The following is a 3,193-nucleotide window of genomic DNA, read 5'->3' as shown; positions in this document are numbered from 1 at the left end:
GGTCGTCCTGGTCGACCCGCCCGCACCGGCGCAACGACCGCACCAGGGCGGCGGCCATCGCGGTGTCGTCGGTCCACGGCCACGGTCCCGGCGCGATCCGCCGCGCGCACAGGTCCCCGACCGGGTGGAACCACGTCTGGCCGAACGCGTCGCCCACGCGGAGCGCGCGGAGGGACGCGTCGACGGCACGGTGATCGACCATGGTGCCGATGATGGTCGCCGGACCCGCCCGGCGCAGCCCCGTCCCAGCGGGCGGCTCACGGCAGCGGGGGGATCTCCAGGGCCAGGGTGATCAGGGAGTGCACCCGGTTGGCGATGGCCGTCAGCACGCCGTGCGCCTCGGGTGACGCCGACTCGGCCGCCGCCTGCAACGCCCGCAGGTCCACGTCGATCCGGTCCAGGACGGGCCCCACGTCGGCCTGCCGGGTCCGGAACGCGGTCGCGATCTCGTCCAGCGGCACGCCCTGCACCTCCAGCCGCTGCACGAGGTGGATGCGCTCCACGTCACCCGGCTCGTAGAGGCGGTAGTTGCCCGCCGTGCGCCGTGCCGGCGAGATCAGCCCCAGGCTCGTGTAGTAGTCCACGGTCCGGATGCTGACCCCGGCGCGCGCGGCCAGCTCACCGATCCTGAGCAGGACCTCCGCCACCCGCACCTCCCCGAACCGTACAGCGCCACGTGTTACTGTGAAGTATGGCAGACGAAGAAGGTAGTAGTCGGCCGGGTCGGGCCCGGCTGAACGAGACCGCACCATGTTGATCATCACCGGCACGCTGGCGATCGTGCTGCTCACCATCGCCACCGGCTACTTCGTGGCCCAGGAGTTCGCCTTCATGGCGGTGGACCGCGGTCGCCTCCGGCAGCAGGCCGAGGCGGGCGACCAGGCCGCCGACCGCGCCTACCGCGTCACGCAGCGCCTCTCCTTCATGCTCTCCGGCGCCCAGTTCGGCATCACGGTGACCGCGCTGCTCGCCGGGTACGTCGCGGAACCCCTCCTGGGCGAGGGCCTGGCCGCCGTCCTCGGCGTGACGGGCCTGGCGTCGGCGCTGGCCGTGCCGCTGTCCATGGCGGTCGCGCTGGTCTTCGCCACCGCGGTCCAGATGGTGCTCGGTGAGCTGTTCCCCAAGAACCTCGCCATCGCGAAGCCCGACGCGCTGGCCAAGGCGCTCAGCGCGTCCACCCTCGCCTACCTCAGGGTTGCCGGCCCGGTGATCCGGCTGTTCGACGCGGCGGCGAACCGGCTGCTGCGCGCCGCCGGCATCGAACCGGTGGAGGAGCTGCCGCAGGGCGCCACCCCGGACGACCTGAGGCAGGTCATCGGTGACGCGCAGGCGCGCGGGCAGCTCGACCCGGAGCTGTCCCGGCTGCTGGACCGGGGCCTGGACTTCCGCGGCCTCATCGCCGAGCAGGCCATGACGCCCAGGGTCTCGGTGCGCACCGTGCGCGCCGACGAGCCCGTGTCACGCGTGGTCGAGCTGCTGGACACCGGTCACTCCCGCTTCCCCGTCGTCGGTGACGGGTTGGACGACGTGCGCGGCGTGGCCGGGTTGGCCGAGGTGCTCACCGTCGCGCCCGAGGACCGCGCCACCACGCCGGTGGGCTCGGTCGCGTCGCCCGCGCTGGTCGTGCCCTCGACGTTGCCGCTGCCCGCGGTGCTGGAGCGGTTGCGCCTGGAACGCCGCCAGCTGGCGTGCGTGGTGGACGAGTTCGGCGGGTTCGCGGGCGTGGTGTCGTTGGAGGACCTGGCCGAGGAGCTGGTCGGGGAGATCCACGACGAGGACGACGTGGTGCGCGACACCGTGGAGCGGCGTGCCGACGGGTGGGAGGTGCCGGGCAGGCTGCGGATCGACGAGATCGCGGACGCCACCGGCATCGAGCTGCCCCCGCACGACAGCTACGACACCGTGTCCGGGTTGGTGCTGCAACGGCTCGGCCGCACGCCGGACGTCGGTGACGAGGTGGAGACCGGCGGCGTGCGGGTGCGGGTGACGGCCGTGGAGCGGCACGTGCCCAGCCGGGTCCTGCTCAGCCCGGTGCTGCTCGGCGCGGGGGTGCCGCGATGAGCACGACGTGGTCGTTGTTCGTGTCGCTGTTGTTGTTGGGCGCCAACGCGTTCTTCGTGGCCGCCGAGTTCGCTCTCATGTCCGCGAAGCGGCACCGGTTGGAGGAGGCCGCCCCGACGAGCCGGGCCGCGCGGGCCGCGTTGGCGGGCGTGCGGGAGCTGTCGTTGATGCTCGCGGGCGCGCAGCTGGGCATCACGCTGTGCACGTTGGGCCTGGGCGCGTTGGCCAAGCCCGCGGTGGCCGGGCTGCTCGACCCGCTGTTCCTCGCGGTCGGGCTGCCGTCCGGGTTGTCGTACGCGGTGTCGTTCACGATCAGCCTGGTGCTGGTGGTGTTCCTGCACATGGTGCTCGGTGAGATGGCGCCGAAGTCGTGGGCGATCAGCCACCCCGAGCGGTCCGCGCTGCTGCTGGCGCTGCCGTTCCGGGCGTTCGCGCACGCCGTCCGCCTGCTGCTGAGCGGGTTGAACGCGACGACGAACGCGTTGCTGCTCCTGGTGAAGGTGCAGCCGAAGGACGAGCTGACCCACGAGCTGCACCCGGACGACGTGCGGATGCTGGTGCGGCAGTCCGCCGAGCACGGTCTCATCCCGGAGGGGCAGCGGCGACTGCTGACCCGGATGCTCCAGCTCCGGCAGACCACCGTGGCCCAGGTGATGGTGCCGATCGGGGACACGGTCACCGTCACCGAGCACACCGGGGCGCGCACGATCGAGGACCGCAGCCGGGAGTCCGGGCGTTCGCGGTTCCCGGTGACCGACGGCGGCGGGCGGTTCGTCGGCCTGGTGCACATCCGCGAGGCCGTGCGCGCGACCGCCGTCGGCGCCGACACCCCGGCCCGGGACCTGATGACGGCACCGCTGACGTTGTCCGCGGACCTGCCGGTGGCGGGCGCGGTGACCAGGATGCGCGCCGAACGCGCGCAACTGGCGCTGGTGGCCGACGCGAACGGCCGGGTGGTCGGCATCGCCGCCCTGGAAGACCTCCTGGAGGAGCTGATCGGGGACTTCGAGGACGAGACCGACTTGCCGGCCTGCCCGGCGCCCCCGCCTGACCGTGGGGGTGCCTGTCGCCCGCGGGCAACCCCGTCCGGTCCGGACGCCGGTCGCAGCAGGGTGATCCGGTTCGCGCCCAG

At 73.2% G+C, this 3,193-nt stretch carries 4 protein-coding genes; 2 read left to right on the top strand and 2 right to left on the bottom strand.

The genetic code is table 11. The annotated features are described in order from the left end of the window. Window positions 1-202 (bottom strand): ADP-ribosylglycohydrolase family protein (locus AB0G02_RS32770; RefSeq protein WP_360801985.1); only part of this gene is annotated, 202 nt, incomplete at its 3' end. Window positions 203-257: 55 nt separating this feature from the next. Continuing rightward, window positions 258-647 (bottom strand): MerR family transcriptional regulator, encoded by a 390-nt coding sequence (locus AB0G02_RS32765; protein WP_360801982.1) that lies wholly within the window; start codon window positions 645-647, stop codon window positions 258-260. Window positions 648-750: 103 nt separating this feature from the next. On the opposite strand from AB0G02_RS32765, the gene AB0G02_RS32760 reads away from it, so the two are divergent. Together AB0G02_RS32760 and AB0G02_RS32755 are read left to right on the top strand one after the other, a co-directional pair. Further along, window positions 751-2,061: a hemolysin family protein gene (locus AB0G02_RS32760; RefSeq protein WP_360801979.1), complete on the top strand. Its 1,311-nt coding sequence runs from the start codon at window positions 751-753 to the stop codon at window positions 2,059-2,061. Then, window positions 2,058-3,193 (top strand): hemolysin family protein (locus AB0G02_RS32755; RefSeq protein WP_360801976.1); only part of this gene is annotated, 1,136 nt, incomplete at its 3' end. The genes AB0G02_RS32760 and AB0G02_RS32755, both read left to right, overlap by 4 nt.

Origin of the sequence: Actinosynnema sp. NPDC023658 (genome assembly GCF_040639995.1) — a bacterium.
Classification (GTDB): Bacteria; Actinomycetota; Actinomycetes; order Mycobacteriales; family Pseudonocardiaceae; genus Actinosynnema.
This window is presented reverse-complemented; position numbering and strand designations above follow the sequence as displayed.